15 protein-coding genes are annotated in these 18369 nt (G+C 53.4%); 12 read left to right on the top strand and 3 right to left on the bottom strand.

The annotated features are described in order from the left end of the window. Window positions 1–30 precede the first annotated feature (30 nt). From nuoM to IEV89_RS02130, 12 genes are all read left to right on the top strand, one after another. On the top strand, window positions 31–1560 hold the full coding sequence (gene nuoM, locus IEV89_RS02075) for an NADH-quinone oxidoreductase subunit M (protein WP_188469910.1): 1530 nt from the start codon (window positions 31–33) through the stop codon (window positions 1558–1560). 6 nt (window positions 1561–1566) lie between these two features. Beyond that, a complete protein-coding gene (nuoN, locus tag IEV89_RS02080; protein ID WP_188469912.1) occupies window positions 1567–3027 on the top strand; it encodes an NADH-quinone oxidoreductase subunit NuoN in 1461 nt (486 codons plus the stop codon). A 209-nt stretch (window positions 3028–3236) separates the two neighbouring features. Beyond that, window positions 3237–3764 (top strand): DUF1097 domain-containing protein, encoded by a 528-nt coding sequence (locus IEV89_RS02085; protein WP_188469915.1) that lies wholly within the window; start codon window positions 3237–3239, stop codon window positions 3762–3764. A 102-nt stretch (window positions 3765–3866) separates the two neighbouring features. Then, window positions 3867–4190 (top strand): ElaB/YgaM/YqjD family protein, encoded by a 324-nt coding sequence (locus tag IEV89_RS02090; protein WP_188469917.1) that lies wholly within the window; start codon window positions 3867–3869, stop codon window positions 4188–4190. Window positions 4191–4424: 234 nt separating this feature from the next. Further along, the gene (gene menF, locus IEV89_RS02095; protein WP_188469919.1) at window positions 4425–5813 is read left to right on the top strand and encodes an isochorismate synthase MenF; all 1389 of its coding nucleotides are present in this window, start codon (window positions 4425–4427) and stop codon (window positions 5811–5813) included. A gap of 22 nt (window positions 5814–5835) precedes the next feature. Beyond that, window positions 5836–7521 carry a 2-succinyl-5-enolpyruvyl-6-hydroxy-3-cyclohexene-1-carboxylic-acid synthase gene (gene menD / locus IEV89_RS02100; protein WP_188469921.1) on the top strand — a complete coding sequence of 562 codons (1686 nt, stop codon included), beginning with the start codon at window positions 5836–5838 and terminating at the stop codon, window positions 7519–7521. Further along, window positions 7518–8315: a 2-succinyl-6-hydroxy-2,4-cyclohexadiene-1-carboxylate synthase gene (gene menH, locus IEV89_RS02105; RefSeq protein ID WP_188469923.1), complete on the top strand. Its 798-nt coding sequence runs from the start codon at window positions 7518–7520 to the stop codon at window positions 8313–8315. The genes menD and menH overlap by 4 nt, the downstream gene beginning before the upstream one ends. Further along, a complete protein-coding gene (gene menB / locus IEV89_RS02110) occupies window positions 8302–9159 on the top strand; it encodes a 1,4-dihydroxy-2-naphthoyl-CoA synthase (RefSeq protein WP_188469925.1) in 858 nt (285 codons plus the stop codon). The genes menH and menB overlap by 14 nt, the downstream gene beginning before the upstream one ends. Then, the gene (menC, locus tag IEV89_RS02115) at window positions 9159–10157 is read left to right on the top strand and encodes an o-succinylbenzoate synthase (protein WP_188469928.1); all 999 of its coding nucleotides are present in this window, start codon (window positions 9159–9161) and stop codon (window positions 10155–10157) included. The genes menB and menC overlap by 1 nt, the downstream gene beginning before the upstream one ends. Further along, the gene (gene menE / locus IEV89_RS02120) at window positions 10145–11518 is read left to right on the top strand and encodes an o-succinylbenzoate--CoA ligase (protein WP_188469930.1); all 1374 of its coding nucleotides are present in this window, start codon (window positions 10145–10147) and stop codon (window positions 11516–11518) included. Before menC ends, menE begins: the two co-directional genes overlap by 13 nt. A 220-nt stretch (window positions 11519–11738) precedes the next feature. After that, window positions 11739–12284: a YfaZ family outer membrane protein gene (locus IEV89_RS02125; RefSeq protein WP_188469932.1), complete on the top strand. Its 546-nt coding sequence runs from the start codon at window positions 11739–11741 to the stop codon at window positions 12282–12284. 159 nt (window positions 12285–12443) lie between these two features. Continuing rightward, on the top strand, window positions 12444–13649 hold the full coding sequence (locus IEV89_RS02130) for a nicotinamide mononucleotide deamidase-related protein YfaY (protein WP_188469934.1): 1206 nt from the start codon (window positions 12444–12446) through the stop codon (window positions 13647–13649). A 626-nt stretch (window positions 13650–14275) separates the two neighbouring features. Here the strand turns inward: IEV89_RS02130 and yfaE are convergent. From yfaE to nrdA, 3 genes are all read right to left on the bottom strand, one after another. Further along, window positions 14276–14536 (bottom strand): class I ribonucleotide reductase maintenance protein YfaE, encoded by a 261-nt coding sequence (gene yfaE / locus IEV89_RS02135; RefSeq protein WP_188469936.1) that lies wholly within the window; start codon window positions 14534–14536, stop codon window positions 14276–14278. Window position 14537: 1 nt separating this feature from the next. Further along, on the bottom strand, window positions 14538–15668 hold the full coding sequence (gene nrdB, locus IEV89_RS02140) for a class Ia ribonucleoside-diphosphate reductase subunit beta (protein ID WP_188469938.1): 1131 nt from the start codon (window positions 15666–15668) through the stop codon (window positions 14538–14540). Between the two features lie 64 nt (window positions 15669–15732). After that, window positions 15733–18015, bottom strand: coding sequence for a class 1a ribonucleoside-diphosphate reductase subunit alpha (gene nrdA / locus IEV89_RS02145; RefSeq protein ID WP_188469940.1), 2283 nt, complete (start codon window positions 18013–18015; stop codon window positions 15733–15735). Window positions 18016–18369: the final 354 nt, after the last annotated feature.

Genomic DNA, 18369 nt, shown 5'->3' on the forward strand with positions numbered 1-18369 from the left:
ATCGTTAGAAAAATAGGGACACAAAACGCCATGCTACTTCCTTGGCTAATTCTTATCCCCTTTATCGGCGGGCTGCTGTGCTGGCAGACTGAGCGCTTCGGGACCAAAGTACCGCGCTGGATAGCTCTGATCTCGATGGGGCTTACCTTGGCACTTTCCCTGCAACTGTGGTTGCAGGGAGGTTATTCTTTAGTCAACCCAGCGGGTCTTCCGCAATGGCAGTCTGAATTTTCACTGCCGTGGATCCCACGATTTGGTATCAGTTTCCATCTGGCGCTGGACGGTTTGTCCCTGCTGATGGTGGTGCTGACTGGGTTGCTCGGCGTACTGGCTATCCTCTGCTCGTGGCGTGAGATCCAGAAGTATCAGGGGTTCTTCCACCTGAACTTACTTTGGATCCTCGGCGGCGTGATCGGCGTGTTCCTTGCCATCGACTTATTCCTGTTCTTCTTCTTCTGGGAAATGATGTTGGTGCCAATGTACTTCCTGATTGCTCTGTGGGGTCACAAAGCGTCAGACGGTAAAACGCGTATCAGCGCAGCAACCAAATTCTTCATCTATACGCAGTCCAGCGGTCTGGTGATGTTGATTGCGATTCTTGGCTTAGTGTTTGTGCACTATAACGCGACCGGTATCTGGACATTCAACTACGCTGACCTGCTGAAAACGCCGATGTCACATAACGTTGAATATCTGCTGATGCTGGGCTTCTTCATCGCCTTTGCGGTGAAAATGCCGGTGGTTCCGTTGCACGGCTGGTTGCCGGATGCGCATAGTCAGGCACCGACCGCGGGTTCCGTTGACTTAGCGGGTATCTTGCTGAAAACCGCCGCCTACGGAATGTTGCGTTTCTGTCTGCCGCTGTTCCCGAATGCCTCGCACGAATTCGCCCCGATTGCTATGTGGCTGGGTGTGATAGGTATCTTCTACGGCGCGTGGATGGCCTTCGCACAAACCGATATCAAACGTTTGATCGCCTACACCTCTGTGTCGCACATGGGCTTCGTGCTAATCGCTATCTACACCGGCAGCCAGCTGGCGTACCAAGGCGCAGTGATTCAGATGATTGCACACGGTCTGTCCGCAGCCGGTATGTTCATCATCTGTGGTCAGCTGTACGAACGTCTGCATACCCGCGATATGCGTCAGATGGGTGGATTGTGGGGACGCATAAAATACCTGCCTGCACTGTCGCTGTTCTTTGCAGTGGCGACCTTAGGGATGCCGGGTACCGGTAACTTTGTGGGTGAATTCATGATCTTGTTTGGCAGCTTCCCGGTTGTTCCGGTTATTACTGTCATCTCGACATTCGGTCTGGTGTTTGCCTCTGTGTATTCTCTGGCGATGATGCAGCGCGCTTACTACGGCAAAGCAAAATCTGACGAACCTCTGCCGGGCATGACCTCACGCGAACTGTCGATTATCCTGTTGCTGGTGGTATTGCTGGTGGCGCTGGGCTTCTTCCCGCAGGTAATTCTGGATACATCAAGTGCAGCGATGACCAACATTCAGCACTGGTACGGGTCATCAGTTTCCACTATTTCAACGACAAGGCCGTAACTCGCCATGACATTTACACTTCAAAATCTGATCGCACTATTACCGCTGATGATCGTCGGATTGACGGTGGTGGTGGTGATGCTGTCCATTGCGTGGCGACGCGACCATTTTCTTAATGCCACACTGACAGTCATCGGGCTGAACGTTGCCTTACTTTCCCTTTACTACGTCGGGCTGGTCGGGCCACAGGATGTCACGCCGTTGCTGCGTATTGACGGTTACTCAATGTTCTACATTGGGTTAGTTATATTGGCTAGTCTTGCAACCAGTACGTTTGCTTACCCATGGCTGGCCGGTTATCCGGACAACCGCGAAGAGTTCTATCTGTTAGTGCTTATCGCGACCATGGGTGGCATTCTGCTGGCATGTTCTAACCATCTGGCGTCAATGTTCCTCGGGATCGAACTGATTTCCCTGCCATTGTTCGGCCTGATCGGTTATGCCTACCGTCAGAAACGCTCGCTGGAAGCGGCTATCAAATACATGCTGCTATCTGCGGCGGCGTCATCTTTCCTGCTGTTCGGTATGGCGCTGCTGTACGCACAGTCCGGTGATTTGTCCTTCGCGGCGCTGGGTAAAAACCTGGCCGATGGCGTGATGCTGCACCAGCCGCTGCTGCTGGCGGGTCTGGGCATGATGATAGTCGGTTTGGGCTTCAAGTTGTCACTGGTTCCGTTCCACCTGTGGACGCCAGACGTGTATCAGGGCGCACCTGCACCGGTATCAACCTTCCTGGCAACCGCCAGCAAGATCGCTATCTTTGCGGTAGTCATGCGTTTATTCCTGTATGCGCCGGTGGCTGACAGCGAAGCGATTCGCATCGTGCTGGGCATTATCGCCTTCTGCTCGATTCTGGTCGGTAACCTGATGGCTATCAGCCAGAACAACATCAAGCGTCTGCTCGGTTACTCGTCTATCGCTCACCTCGGCTATTTGCTGGTGGCACTAATTGCGGTACAAACCCATCAGTTGTCTATGGAAACCGTCGGCGTGTATCTGGCCGGTTACCTGTTCAGCAGCCTTGGTGCGTTCGGCGTAGTCAGCCTGATGTCCAGCCCGTATAAAGGCCCGGATGCGGAATCACTGTTCTCCTACCGTGGTCTGTTCTGGCATAAGCCCATTCTGTCTGCGGTAATGACAGTAATGATGCTGTCGTTGGCTGGTATCCCGATGACATTGGGCTTTATCGGTAAGTTCTACGTGATTGCGACCGGTGTAACCGCGCATCTGTGGTGGCTGACCGGTGCTGTGGTCGTCGGTTCTGCCATTGGTCTTTACTACTATCTGCGTGTGACGGTGAGTCTGTTCCTCAGTGCGCCGGAAACGCTGGTGCGCGATACCCCGAACAACTGGGCGTTGACCGCTGGTGGTGTGGTGGTGCTGATCTCCGCGATTCTGGTGTTGGCACTGGGTATCTACCCACAACCGCTTATAACCTTGGTGCAAATGGCTCAACCGATACTGTAAGCGTGGGTCACTGAACATCCTAAAGCCGCTCCTCTGAGCGGCTTTTTTATGACTGTATTTTGTACAAGGGAATAATAAATTGTGATTTGAATCACAATTTAATGTACGTAATGGGGGTAATTACATCAATATTGTGATCCCTGCCATTTCATTCTTCCTGCCAATGCGTAAACTGCGCGCTTGTCCAAATGAGTATAGGTTCACATATCATGAACGTACTGGTGATGATCGCCATTACAACCGGCATTCTTTCTGGCGTTTGGGGCTGGGTCGCTATCAGCCTTGGCCTGATCAGCTGGGCGGGTTTCCTCGGCTGTACGGCCTATTTCGCTTGCCCGAAAGGGGGATTGCGCGGCCTGGCTATCAGTACGCTGACATGCTTGAGCGGAGTCTTTTGGGCTGAGGTGATCTTAGCTGGCAGTAACCTGCGCCCTGAATGGACTCTGGTAGGTTATATGCTCACTGGCGTAGTGGCATTCCTGATGTGTCTTCAGGCATGGCAGCAGTGGCTGGCTTTTGTGCCTGGTACTTTCATTGGTGCCTGTGCGACCTTTGCGGCACAGGGAAATTGGCGTCAGGTGGTTCTCTCTTTGTTAGTCGGTCTGCTGTTTGGGTACGCGATGAAAAATAGTGGCCTATGGTTGGCAGAACGGCGTGCAAAGCAACGGCGACGCGTGCTTAGAAAAGCACCTGGCGACGCGTCATTCCCCCCGGCACAGCGGTCGGAAGGTTCTTAAAAGCGTCATCGGAGTGTATCCCCTCGTTTTTGGCACTGCACGCTGGGCAAATCTGCGCTAGGGTTAAGGGGTATTGTGAAAATCACAAATAAGGAGATAACTATGTCGAACCAATTTGAACCGCGCCAGACTGAGCCACAGCAAACTTCCCTGGATGATGATTTAAGAATGCTTTCTGAAACACTGGAGGAAGTTCTCAAATCGTCGGGTGATAAAGCGGACCAAAAGTACATTGAAATCAAAAGCCGTGCGGAGCAAGCACTGGAAGATGTGAAGTCGCGCCTCAACGGCGGTCTCAATTCTTACTGCAAGAAAGCCCGCCAGGTCGCGGAACAAACCGACACGTACGTCCGTGACAACCCATGGCACGGCGTGGGTGCAGGTGCAGCCGTGGGCTTAGTCGTGGGTCTTCTGTTGCGTCGCTAAATGTTTTTCACAGAGGCAGCCATGGTTGTCTCTGTTCGGTTTCACCTTCGGTAACGCCTGTTCACTGCCTTCTATTCCCTTCATATTAACTGCCTTGCGCCTCGGTTTGATCTGTCGCATATTATCCATGTCCGTAACGCCGCATACTTCACTCGTATTTGATTTAACCCGTTTTTTGATCCAGAAGGGCATTCCTGCCTGACATCAATCCATCGGATACGGCCTGGGGTTACGGTGAAACAGATTTCAGCAATTATTGATCAGTTGGACGTCATACTCTCAGAAAATTTCCCTGATACGGCAGGCCTGCGGCAGTTTAGTTATGTACTGGTAGGTCAACCGGAAACGGACATGCTGGAGTGGCTGAACGCGCAAAGCTGTTATCCAAAATTCTACTGGCAGCAGCGTGATGAACATGAAGAGGTAGCCCTGTGTAGCAGCGCCCGCACCTTCGGCCATCTCTCCGCTGCTCAGGCCTTTCTGCAACAGTATCCGCAACTCACTGAATTACGTATCTGGGGGCTTAACGCCTTTCACGGAGCGGATGCGATGGTTGCAGAGAACATCGCGTCAGAGGCTAATACACTCTTTTTGCCTCGTATTGAGATCAGCCGTCGAGATAACCAATATACTCTCCTTTGTCATCTCTACAGTACAGACTCCTTACGCGACGAAGCCCGTCAGATGCGGATCTTCCTGCGTTCGCTGGTGAAGAGCCGCCCTCTGCCAGTTCTGACCGCTGAGGTACTGCAACATCAGCATCTGCCCACAGAACCACAGTGGAAACAGATGATTCATACGGCACTGACCTGCATTGAGCAGGGGCAGTTTGATAAAGTGGTGCTGGCACGTAAGACAACGCTGACCCTCCGTCAGCCGCTAAATGCCGCCGCATTTTTAGCGGCCAGCCGCGCTGTGAATCATCATTGTTATCACTTTATGCTGGCCTTCACGGCGCAAAAGGCATTTCTCGGCTCCAGTCCGGAGCGACTTTTTTTGCGCGAAAGTCATGCGCTTTTTACTGAAGCGCTGGCCGGAACCGTGGCTGGCACAATCGACAATCGCAAAGCCCAGGAACTGGGACAATGGCTGCTGAAAGATGCCAAGAATCAGCGAGAGAATATGCTGGTGGTTGATGATATCTGTCAGCGTTTACAAGGAGGCACACACTCATTAGACGTGACCTCCGCTGAGATTCTCCGTTTGCGTAAAGTGCAGCATCTTCGCCGCAGTATTCATGCTGTACTCACTTATGTCGATGACGCTGATTGCCTACAAAGATTGCAACCTACTGCCGCCGTGGCCGGCTTGCCGCGACAGGCGGCCCGGGACTTTATTGCACAACATGAACCCTTTAATCGTCAATGGTATGCCGGTTCTGCGGGGTATATCAGTTTGGCTCGCAGTGAATTTGCCGTGGCGCTGCGTTCTGCGGCGGTGAACGGTAGCCAACTGGATTTATTTGCTGGAGCAGGCATTGTTGCCGGTTCTGACGCTGCACAGGAATGGCTGGAGATCGAGAATAAAGCTGCCGGGTTGCGCACCTTGCTGGACGGAAACGCTCAATCCGTTGAGAACGATCTGTCAGACGAAAATTATGCGCCCGCCGTTCGGGCTGGTTAAGCCCGCTTTGCCGGAGTTACTCATGTCATCGACGCTTTCTAACGCCATCTTTAACCGCCGCTGGGCAACGCTCATTCTGGAAGCGCTGAGCCGCCATCGGGTACAGCATGTCTGTATCGCGCCCGGCTCACGTTCGACCTCTCTCACGCTGGCGGCGGCGGCTAATCCACATCTGATTTGCCACACACACTTTGACGAACGTGGTTTGGGCCATCTGGCACTGGGGCTGGCGAAGGCCAGCGGTCAGCCGGTTGCCGTCATTGTGACGTCAGGCACGGCGGTGGCAAATCTCTATCCGGCCATCATTGAAGCCGGATTGACCGGTGAGCGGCTGATCATGCTGACCGCCGACCGTCCGCCAGAACTGATTGACTGCGGGGCCAATCAGGCCATCCGCCAGCCAGAAATGTTTTCCAGCCATGCTCAGCAAACCCTCAATCTGCCGCGCCCGACCCCGGACATCAGCGCACGCTGGCTGGTCTCGGCGATTGATCAGGGGATTTCAGCACTGGGTCACGGTGCGCTGCATATCAACTGTCCTTTTGCCGAGCCGCTGTATGGTGAGCAAGGGGATGATTATCTCGAGTGGTCCCAAAGCCTGGGCGACTGGTGGCATGGCACTCAGCCGTGGCTGCGCCATTGTGCGCCGCAACCGCACCTCGCCCAGCCTGACTGGTCATACTGGCGACAAAAACGCGGGGTGATTGTTGCCGGGCGAATGAATGCAATAGAAGGACTGCAATTAGCACATTGGGCGAAAATCCTCGGTTGGCCGCTGCTGAGTGATGTGCAATCGCAAACCGGTAATCCGCTTCCCTGTGCAGATTTATGGCTGGCGAATCCGCAGGCGTACAGCACGCTGAAGCAGGCGCAGCTGGTGGTTCAGCTGGGTTCCAGCCTGACCGGTAAACGCTTGCTACAATGGCAGGCTAACTGCCAGCCCGAGGAGTACTGGCTGGTGGATCCGCTACCGGGACGCCTTGATCCCGCGCAGCACTGTGGTCGGCGTTTGCAGATGCCGGTCAGCGAGTGGCTGACACTGCATCCGGCGCAGCCGCAGGCCCACTGGGCTTCCGAGCTGGAAATGCTCTCACGTCAGGTCGATGAGCGGGTACAGACTTGTTTAGACGACCATTTTGGCGAAGCCGCTCTGGCCCGCTATTTACCGGCGCTGCTGCCGGAGCATGGACAGTTGTTCCTTGGCAACAGTCTGGTGGTCCGGTTAGTCGACGCTCTGGCGCAATTGCCGGCTGGATATCCGGTATTTGCTAACCGTGGCGCCAGCGGTATCGATGGTTTGATTTCTACCGCCGCAGGGGTCCAGCGTGCGACGGGTAAACCAACGCTGGTGCTGATCGGTGACCTCTCCGCCCTGTACGATCTCAACGCGCTGGCGCTGATGCGTCAAAGTTCAGCGCCGACGGTTATCATCGTCGTTAACAACAACGGTGGGCAGATTTTCTCGCTGCTCCCTACGCCGCAGGCGGAACGTGAGCGCTTCTACTGTATGCCGCAGGATGTTGAATTCAGCCATGCCGCGGCGATGTTCGGACTGAATTATGCCTGTCCAACGGATCTTCCGGCGCTGAGTGAAGCGGTGCATGATTGCTGGGAGCGCGGCGGCGTGAAACTCATTGAATTGAAAGTCAGCCCCACTGATGGCGCTGAAATATTGCGTGAATTGGTGACGCGGGCGGGGGGGTTATGACCCTATCCTGTCAGCGGGTGAATGGTCATATCACGGGGAAACCATGGTTGGTGTTTCTGCACGGTCTGCTTGGCAGTGGTGAAGACTGGCAATCGCTGATGCCCTGGTTCTCTGACTGGCCCTGCCTGCTCATTGATCTGCCCGGTCATGGTGTTTCAGCCGACGTCACCACCGTCGGTTTTGCCGATGTCAGCCAGTTACTCAGCTCAACGTTGCGGGAAATGGAGATTCACGAGCACTGGTTGATCGGCTACTCCCTCGGTGGGCGTATCAGCCTCTATCACGCCACCCACGGCGATACCCGTGGTTTACTGGGCGTGATGGTGGAAGGCGCTCATCCGGGGTTGAAAAGCCTGCGCGACCGCCGGCAACGCCACCATCATGACCATCTGTGGGCGACGCGGTTCATGCATCAAACCTGGCAACAGGTATTACAACTTTGGTATCGCCAGCCGGTGTTTAGCGATCTGACCGACGAGCTGCGTCAGCAACTGGTCGCACTGCGGCTCAATAATAATCCGGTGCGGCTTGCCGCCATGCTCAGCGCTACGTCGCTGTCGGTACAGCCGGACCTGCGCGAATGTATTTCACACTTACCGCTACCGATCGTCTGGTTGTGTGGCAGCCTTGATTCCAAATTTATCATTCTTGCACAGCAGGCGAATTTCCCGCTGCGACTCATCGCCAATGCCGGGCATAACGCCCATCGTGCCAACCCGGCGGATTTTGCCCGTCAGGCACTGGCACTGATTACTTCACCTGTATCAAAGGAGGTAGAACATGATCTATCCTGATGAAAAACAACTCTATGCACCCGTCGAATGGCTGGACTTTAGCGGCGAATTTGAAGATATCCGTTATCACAAATCTGCGGATGGTATCGCTAAGATCACGATTAATCGCCCTCAGGTACGCAACGCCTTCCGTCCGCTGACCGTGAAAGAGATGATCCGTGCGATGGATGATGCACGCCATGACGATAATATCGGCGTGATTGTTCTGACTGGCGAAGGCGACAAAGCGTTCTGCTCAGGCGGTGACCAGAAAGTCCGCGGCGATTACGGCGGTTATCAGGATACCAGCGGTGTGCATCATCTTAACGTGCTCGACTTCCAGCGCCAGATCCGCACCTGCCCAAAACCGGTAGTGGCGATGGTGGCCGGTTACTCCATCGGTGGTGGCCACGTTTTACACATGATGTGTGACCTGACCATTGCTGCCGATAACGCCATTTTTGGTCAGACTGGCCCGAAAGTGGGGTCGTTTGACGGCGGTTGGGGAGCCTCTTATATGGCCCGTATCGTTGGTCAGAAAAAGGCCCGCGAAATCTGGTTCCTGTGCCGCCAGTATGATGCGGCCGCTGCACTGGATATGGGGCTGGTGAATACCGTCGTTCCGCTGGCGGATCTGGAAAAAGAAACCGTGCGTTGGTGTCGTGAAATATTGGAAAACAGCCCGATGGCGCTACGTTGTCTGAAGGCGGCACTCAATGCCGACTGCGACGGGCAGGCTGGCCTACAGGAGCTGGCGGGTAACGCCACCATGCTGTTCTATATGACCGAAGAAGGTCAGGAAGGCCGCAACGCGTTTAATGAAAAACGCCAGCCGGACTTCAGCAAATTCAAGCGTAATCCGTAATGCGCCGCGTTACGGTATACCGGTACAGTCTGCCAATGGAGGCGGGCGTGGTATTGCGAAATCAGCGGTTGAAATCCCGCGATGGGCTGTTGGTGCAGCTTTGGCAGGATGACCAAATCGGCTGGGGCGAAGTCGCGCCGCTACCGGGCTTTAGTCAGGAAAGCCTGGAACAAGCTCAGCAGGCTACGCTGCATGCGTTGGCGCAGTGGTCTCAGGGAGCGTCGCTCAGTGCGGTAGCTTCTGCATTTAGCGCCCTGCCGTCGGTGGCTTTTGGTTTAAGTATGGCTGATGCAGAACTGCGCAGGCAGTTGCCCGCGGAGGTAAGTCTTCACAGCGCGCCGTTGTGTCATGGTGATCCCGACGAGCTGTATAGTCGTCTTGGCGCATTACCTGGCGACGGTAATGGGAATAAAGTGGCGAAGGTCAAAGTCGGGTTATATGAAGCCGTGGGTGATGGCCTCAATGTCACCATGTTGCTGGAAGCGCTGCCTGATTTACACCTGCGTCTGGATGCTAACCGCAGTTGGGCACCGGCTAAAGCGGCGGCCTTTGCCCGATATGTAGCGCCGGAGCTACGCTCACGTATCGCCTTTATTGAAGAACCTTGTACTACGCGGGAGCAATCCCTTGAGTTTGCCCGCGACACAGGGATTGCCATTGCATGGGATGAGAGCGTGCGTGAAAAAGGCTTTGAGGTGCACGCTGAACCGGGGCTGGTGGCCATCATCATCAAACCGACCTTAATCGGCAGCCTGACCCGCTGTCGTGAGCTGATTGCTCAGTCGCACCGCGCCGGACTGGTGGCGGTGATCAGCTCCAGTATTGAATCCAGCCTGGGCCTGAATCAGCTGGCACGTATGGCCGCCTGGCTTACGCCGGACGTTGTGCCGGGTTTGGACACCCTGGACTTGATGCAGGCACAGCTGGTTCGCCGCTGGCCTGACTCACCGCTGCCGCTGATAGCAGAAGATCAACTGGAGCCAATATGGCATGCCTGAATAACTGGCCCTGGCGTGTGTGGGCCGAACGGACGCCGTTCGCAGTAGCGCTGAAATCACGCGGTACTGCATGGTGCTGGCGCGATCTACAACAGCGCATAGATTCGTTGGCAGCCGGTTTTATTCAGCAGGGCGTCAGTGAAGGAACCCGTGTCGTACTGCGCAGTAAAAATAGCCCTGATGCGTTGCTGGCTTATTTGGCTTTGCTGCAAACCGGTGCCCACTTATTGCTCCTCAATCCGCAGTTGCCTGCTGGATTGAACGCGGAACTGCTGCCGTCGCTGGATATCAGTTTTATTCTCGACCTCAGCGATACGTCGCTCACACTGGCACTACCTGCACTCGAACTACGCCATGTTGGTTCATGTAAGAATGCTGCCGCGTGGCAGCCTGAGCGTCTGGCGACGCTGACGCTGACCTCAGGTTCCTGCGGATTGCCCAAAGCTGCCGCTCACAGCATACAGGCACATCTTGCCAGTACTGCGGGTGTTCTCGGGCTAATCCCCTATTCTCAGGGCGACAGCTGGCTGCTTTCTCTGCCGCTGTTCCATGTCTCAGGGCAAGGGATCATCTGGCGCTGGCTGAGTGCCGGTGCTGCCGTGGTGCTGGCTGACGGTGAATCACTGGAAACTGCGTTGGAACATTGCAGCCACGCCTCACTGGTGCCGACACAGCTCTGGCGTTTGTTACAACAACCTCAGTTGCCGGAAAAATTACAAAACGTTCTACTCGGTGGCGCACATATTCCGCTCGAACTGACGGAACAGGCTGAACAGGCGGGTATCCGCTGCTGGTGTGGCTATGGCATGACGGAAACCGCCTCTACCGTAGTGGCTAAACGCGCTGACGGTACACCAAGTGTCGGTTATGTTCTGGCCGGTAAAGAAGTGATGCTAAAAGATGACGAAGTGCTGATCCGCACGCCGAGTCTGGCTGCTGGTTACTGGAAGCACGGCGAGTTAACGCCATTAACTGATGCCGAGGGCTGGTTCCATACCCGCGATCGTGGGGTGTGGCAGGGCGATGAACTGTATATCGCCGGAAGAGTGGATAATCTGTTTTTCAGCGCCGGAGAGGGTATTCAGCCTGAAGATATTGAGCGGGTATTACAGTCGCATCCGCAGGTGAATCACGCCTTCGTACTGCCAGTGAACGATGATGAATTTGGTCAACGGCCCGTCGCGCTGGTGGACACCCATCCTGACGCAACTTTTGAGCATCTGGCTCAGTGGTTACAAGGAAAACTGGCGCGTTACCAACAACCGGTGCGTTACTACCGCTTGCCGCAGGAGGTCGTGCAGGGCGGCATTAAGATCTCCCGCCAGCAACTCAAGCAATGGCTGGAGAAGCAGCTGGTGTAATTATCGCCCGAGGGAACAAGAAGAGCCGCTGTGTCCGCACACATAGTGGTTCTTCTTGTTGTGCCAGGATCTTGCTTTCATCGATGTCATTGATGATTCTTACCATTCTTTGTGTACTGCCTGATCAGTTGACGAGGCAAAAAGATGTTGCATTACGGTAAATTGCTTTAGACTCCATAGGGAAGATTTACTGCTGTGTTGCAATTATTTAGGATCAATAATGAAAAAATTACTTGTCGCTGGCGCTGCTGCCAGCCTGATGATGGTTGCGGCCTCTGCCAGCGCCATCAGTGTCAACGGTGAAGTTGGCGAGCATTACACTCATCTGGGCGCGGGTTTTGGGACGACCTCGCCGGGCCTGGCGCTGAGCGGCGACTGGACACACAATGATGACGACGGTGATGTTGCAGGTCTGGGCCTGGGCTATAACATTCCATTAGGTCCATTCATGGCGACCGTGGGCGGCAAAGGTCTGTACACCAACCCTAAAGACGGTGACGAGGGTTATGCTGCTGCCCTTGGCGGTGGTTTGCAGTTGCCAATCGCTAAACTGTTCACCCTCTACGGTGACTACTACTATTCCCCAGATTCCCTCTCCAGCGGTATCGGCAACTACAAAGAAGCCAATGCGGGTGTCCGTCTGACCGCTATTCCATTAGTTACCGTGAGCGTGGGTTACCGCTACATGGCGCTGGATGGTAAAGATGGTAATCGCGATAACGTGATCGCTGATGGTGCTTACGTGGGCGGCGCGATTAATTTCTAATATCCCGTCACTCGACATTTTTTGGGATATCCACAGAACACATTCGGAAAGTCTGCTTAGCAGGCTTTTTTTTCGTCTGTTCTATCACTTTGTGCCGATACGATTGTTTTTCGGACGCAGCCTTTCTACAGTGAAGGGACAAAACAAGAGGAGAGAACAATGCTTAGGGTTGAGATGCTCAGTACTGGCGAAGAAGTTCTGCACGGTCAAATAGTCGATTCTAATGCTGCCTGGCTGGCCAGTTATCTGTTTGGTGAAGGATTGCCAATGACCAGCCGTGAAACGGTGGGTGACAGTCTGGAAGAGCTGGTTAGTGTGATAAAAGAGCGCAGTCAGATTGCCGATGTGCTGATTGTGAATGGCGGGCTGGGGCCGACCAGCGACGATTTAAGCGCGCTGGCAGCAGCTACCGCCTGTGGTGTCAGTCTGGTGGAAGATGCCAACTGGATCCGTACGATGGAGGACTTTTTTGCCGAACGAGGCCGTCCGATGGCTGAGTCAAACCGCAAACAAGCGCAAATTCCCGAAGGAGCCGAAGTCCTGGATAACCCGGTCGGTACGGCCTGTGGATTCAGCATTATTCTCAATCGTTGCCAGATTTTCTTCACGCCCGGCGTGCCCTCTGAATTCAAAGTCATGGTAGAGCAGCAAATTGTTCCACGCTTGCACAAAAAATTCCCGTCTCTCGAAGCCCCCTTGTGTCTGCGTCTGACCACGTTTGGACGTGGAGAAAGTGATCTGGCCACTGATCTGGATGCCATGGTTTTGCCTGACGGCGTGACGATGGGGTATCGCTCTTCGTCGCCGATCATTGAACTGAAAGTGACAGGCCCGCGTTCGCAGGAAGTTGCAATGCGCAAAGTCTTTGAGCGCGTGCGTGAAGTAGCTGGTGAAAGCACTATTTTTGAAGGTTTCGGTAGCTTGCCGGACCGTCTTGCAGAACGTCTGCTCGCGCAAAACCTGCATCTGGCGATCAGTGAAAGTTTTACGGGCGGCCTGCTCAACTGGCGTCTGCAAAGCGCGGGTGTTCCGCTGGCTGACGGTGAACTCTTGCCACGCAGCGATGATGCCTCGCCGGAAAAATCTCTCGAACACTTATTAGCACGTGCGCAGACACTGGCCGACACCAGCGGCACACAATTGGCGCTGGCCGTCGGGGCATTATCAGGCGATCAGCTCAGTCTGGCGCTACATACTCCATCAGGAACTTACGGGTTAACGATCCGGTATAGTGCGACGCGGCACGGGTTGGCGTTACGGCAGGAGACTATCGCCATGGTGGGGATGGATATGTTACGGCGGTATCTGAACGGCTGGGAGCCGGTGGCGGACTATCCGTGGTTAGAGAGAATAGCTAAGGCGTAGTTTTTTGGGCTTGCAGCCCAAACCCGCTTTTAAATCTCTAAATTCAAGGTCGTGGGCTCGCTGCCCACACGGGCCCAAAGGGTTTTAAACGAAACCCTTTGGAATCCTGCGTTTTTTGCTGATGCAACACCGGCAACTGCGCTGGTCACCATGGCCGTGTTTCAGGTGCCGCTGTTATAGCCGCAAACTCCGCCGCTGCGTGGTGCTCTCAGTTCGGGCTTCAACCCGCGTAAAAAGACACGCGGTTTTTCACCTCTCCGTCGGCGTCATTTTTGAATGCGACCCACAGGTTTTTAAAGATAAAAGCAGATCGGGTTTTGAATTAGCTTTAAAAAGCTTCGGCCGCGTTCAAAATGTCACCGGCAAGTCGGTGGCGAGACAACGTGTTTATCGTTGGCTCAAACCCGCAGCCGGGAAGCCCGTAGGGCTGACATTTTGCGGCTATCACTGAGATACCTGAAACACGGCCATCCCGATTTAGCGGTAGCGCGCAGTTAAGAGCCGGAGATTCTTAAGAGGCGCGGCGATAGGCGCCTCTTAAGGCCAGTTTGGGTGGCAACCCAAGGTCTTGACCTTGACGTGGTTTTAAAAGCCGATTTCAGTAGCGGATAGCGGGCCGAAACCCATCAAAACTCGACTTCAATATCCTCAACCGGCAGGCAACAGCATGGAAGTACGTCTCCTTCCGCGATGAACGCCAGGGGTTTTTGACTGTATTCCACAGCACCACTGACCAACCGCATCCGGCAAGACCCGCAATAACCTTCCCGACACTGATACTCAACGTCTACGTCGTGATGTTCAAATACTTCCAGCAAATTGCGGTGCTCAGCAAGGCAGGTAAGTTGCTGCCCATTCGCTGAAAGGGTCACTGTCCGCTGGCGCATTTTAGAACTCAAAATCGCTCAGATCGTCGGCATTCATTTCTGAATCAATCTGACCAACCAGATAAGAGCTGACTTCGACTTCCTGCGGGGCGACCTGCACGTTGTCCGACACTAACCAGGCATTGATCCACGGGATCGGGTTTGTGCGGGTTTTAAAGGGTGCCGTCAAGCCAACAGCCTGCATGCGGATATTCGTGATGTATTCTACGTACTGGCACAAGATGTCTTTGTTCAGACCAATCATTGAGCCGTCACGGAACAGATATTCTGCCCACTCTTTTTCCTGCTGTGCGGCCAGCACAAACAAGTCATGACACTCTTGTTCACACTCTTTCGCGATCTCGGCCATTTCAGGATCATCCTGGCCTGAACGTAACAGATTCAGCGCATGCTGAGTACCGGTCAGATGTAAGGCTTCATCACGGGCGATCATTTTGATGATCTTAGCGTTGCCTTCCATCAATTCACGTTCCGCAAATGCAAAGGAGCAGGCAAAGCTGACGTAGAAACGCACGGCTTCCAGCGCATTCACGCTCATCAGGCAGATATAGAGTTTTTTCTTTAGCTCATGCAGATCAACGACAACGGTTTTACCATTCACCTGATGTGTACCGACCCCAAGAAGATGGTAATAGCTGGTCATCTCAATCAGCGTGTCGTAGTAACCGGAGATATCTTTTGCACGCTTGAGGATCTCTTCGTTGGTGACAATGTCATCGAACACGACGGCAGGATCATTCACGATGTTGCGGATGATGTGCGTATAAGAGCGTGAGTGAATAGTTTCTGAAAATGCCCAGGTTTCTACCCAGGTTTCCAGTTCAGGAATAGAGATCAACGGCAGCAACGCTACATTCGGACTGCGGCCCTGAATGGAATCCAGTAATGTCTGGTACTTCAGGTTGCTGATGAAAATATGCTTTTCATGATCCGGCAGCGCTTGAAAATCGATACGGTCACGGGACACATCAATTTCTTCCGGGCGCCAGAAGAAGGAAAGCTGCTTTTCAATCAACTTTTCGAATATTTCATGTTTTTGCTGATCGAAACGCGCCACGTTGACGGACTGGCCGAAAAACATCGGTTCCAGCAACTGGTTGTTCTTGTTCTGAGAGAAAGTGCTATAAGCCATATTGTCCTCGGACAAAAGCCCCTGAGAAGGGGCTTTATATAAAATGATAAATCAAAACAGTTGATTAGATTTTGCAGGCACCGCTTTCGCAGTCGTCAGCGACCTCGGCTTTCATATCTTCTTGTACGTCATCAGCACCATCACGGGTGTTCTGATAGTACAGAGTTTTTACGCCGAATTTGTAGGCCGTCAGCAAGTCTTTTAACAACTGCTTCATCGGCACTTTGCTGTTCGGGAAGCGCGATGGGTCATAGTTGGTGTTGGACGAAATGGCCTGGTCGATGAATTTTTGCATCAGGCCAACCAACTGCAGATAACCGTCGTTGTTCGGCATATCCCACAGCAACTCATACTGATCTTTCAGGCGATCATATTCTGGCACGACCTGGCGCAGAATGCCGTCTTTCGACGCTTTGATGCTGATATGTCCGCGTGGTGGTTCGATGCCGTTAGTGGCATTGGAGATCTGTGAAGAGGTCTCAGATGGCATTAGCGCTGACAGTGTCGAGTTACGCAGACCGTGAGTTTTGACCTCGGCGCGCAGAGCATCCCAGTCATAGTGCAGCGGTTCATCACAGATAGCATCGAGATCCTTTTTATAGGTATCGATCGGCATGATGCCTTGGGCGTAAGTGGTTTCGTTGAACCACGGGCAGGCACCTTGCTCTTTTGCCAGGTTATTGGAGGCTTTCAGTAAGTAGTACTGAATGGCTTCGAAGGTTTTATGCGTCAGGTTGTTTGCGCTGCCGTCAGAGTAACGCACGCCATTCTTCGCCAGATAATAAGCGTAGTTAATCACGCCGATACCCAAAGTACGACGGCCCATAGCACCACGATTGGCGGCCTTGATTGGGTAATCCTGATAGTCGAGGAGGGCATCGAGCGCACGTACCGCCAACGTTGCCAACTCTTCCAGATCATCAAGACTTTCAATCGCACCTAAGTTAAATGCCGACAGCGTACACAGGGCAATTTCACCGTTTTCGTCGTTAACGTCATCCAGTGGTTTGGTAGGCAGCGCGATTTCCAGACACAGGTTGGACTGGCGAACGGGCGCAATCGCCGGATCAAACGGGCTGTGAGTGTTGCAGTGATCAACGTGCTGAATGTAGATACGGCCAGTGGATGCGCGTTCCTGCATCATCAGAGAGAACAGCTCAACGGCTTTCACTTTCTGCTTACGGATGCTGCTGTCCTGCTCATATTGTACGTACAGGCGTTCGAATTCATCCTGATTGGCGAAGAACGCATCGTACAGCCCAGGTACGTCAGACGGGCTGAACAGCGTAATATCACCGCCTTTCACCAGACGCTGATACATCAGTTTGTTGATCTGCACACCGTAGTCCATATGACGGACGCGGTTACCTTCAACACCACGGTTATTCTTCAGTACCAGCAGGCTTTCCACTTCCAAATGCCACATCGGGTAGAACAACGTCGCTGCACCGCCGCGCACGCCGCCCTGAGAGCAGGATTTGACCGCTGTCTGGAAATGTTTATAGAAAGGGATACAGCCAGTGTGGAAGGCTTCGCCGCCACGGATTGGACTGCCCAGTGCACGGATGCGACCCGCGTTGATGCCGATACCAGCACGTTGGGAAACGTATTTTACGATCGCGCTTGAGGTCGCATTGATGGAGTCGAGGCTGTCACCACACTCAATCAGTACGCAGGAGCTGAACTGGCGCGTCGGGGTGCGCACGCCAGACATGATTGGCGTAGGCAAGGAAATTTTGAACAAGGAAATCGCATCGTAGAAACGCTTCACGTAATCCAGACGGGTTTCACGCGGGTAGCCGGAGAACAGGCAGGCGGCGACCAAAATGTACAGGAACTGTGCGCTCTCGTAGATATCGCCGGTGACGCGGTTTTGCGCCAAATATTTGCCTTCGAGCTGTTTGACCGCAGCATAAGAGAAATTCATGTCGCGCCAGTGATCGATATAACTGTTCATCTGCTCGAACTCTTCAGCCGTGTAGTCTTCCAGCAGATGTTTGTCATATTTGCCCATCTCGACCATGCGCGTTACCTGCGCCATCAGGCTTGGCGGTTCAAACTGGCCATAGGCTTTTTTACGCAAGTGGAAAATGGCCAGACGGGCGGCCAGATATTGATAATCCGGCGCATCTTTAGAGATCAAATCCGCGGCAGCTTTAATAATGGTTTCATGAATATCGCTGGTTTTAATACCGTCATAAAACTGGATATGGGAGCGGAGTTCAACTTGTGAAACGGAGACGTTTTGCAGACCTTCAGCTGCCCAGTCTATGACTCGGTGAATTTTATCAAGGTTAATGCGTTCTTTGCGACCATCGCGTTTAGTAACAAGGAGGCTCTGATTCATGAGGGGCTGTACCTTAGAGGTTTATAACAGTTTGAGCACACGCCGATACAGGCCGAAGGGCTTCACTCGTCTGTAGTGTGCTGGTCAGGATATAAACACAATATATTGTGGATTTGTTATTTTCTGATGACAAGATAGTGTTTGAACTTGCCTTTTGCAAGTGAACAAAACGGCCCATTTTGTGGATAAGCTGGGGAGAATTTTGCAGTAAAAGCCTGAAGCCTACGTGATTGCTGGGACCGTTGGAGTGTCAATAACTTCGATACGATTTTCTTATATTTTTTGAAATGTTGATCGACTGCCGGTTTCTTAAACGTTAGAAAAAAAAGCTATATTGATGGAGGCAACTATTCT

The organism is Hafnia psychrotolerans, assembly GCF_014639435.1.
Taxonomy (GTDB): domain Bacteria; phylum Pseudomonadota; class Gammaproteobacteria; order Enterobacterales; family Enterobacteriaceae; genus Ewingella; species Ewingella psychrotolerans.